Genomic DNA, 505 nt, shown 5'->3' with positions numbered 1-505 from the left:
AAATCGTTACAACACGCAGATTCTTTTTCCCACAACGTTCTCGCGCCAGTAACAGTTGAGCCAGATGCCGCTGCCCCTCTTCAGGCAGTTCAGGTAAGTTCTCTAACACAAGTAAACACGACTGCTGTTTGTCGATGGCATCATCAATGCTATCCATTGTTGTGGTTGCACTGAGAGCAAAAGAACCATACTCCGTTTCTTCACTCTTAGACATCATGTCTTTAATTAACCCCGCGACGCTGTGACGCCCAGTGCCCGACTCACCATAAACCACCACGTGCGTGTCCAGTAACGCGTATTGGGCAACAAGCTTGCGGATCTGCTCCATATGCGCAGACTTACCAATTAATGAGCGCGAAATAGATTTCTCCGCCTGTAGCTGCAATTCCACCTGGCTGCTTCGAGTTTCAAGCTGCTGTTTTACTAGTGTTAAGAGGTTGGCAGGATTTATCGGTTTTTCTAAAAACTCACATGCGCCGTGCTTTACTGCATCTACTGCCATTGG

The 505-nt window shown here is 47.7% G+C and carries 1 protein-coding gene; it reads right to left on the bottom strand.

What is annotated here, in order from left to right; translation table 11 throughout:
- Positions 1 to 505: sigma 54-interacting transcriptional regulator (locus R7Z50_RS31425; protein WP_318150266.1), on the bottom strand; the 505-nt coding region annotated here is incomplete at both ends.

The sequence above is a fragment of the Vibrio sp. 1249-1 genome (assembly GCF_033340495.1).
This window is presented reverse-complemented; position numbering and strand designations above follow the sequence as displayed.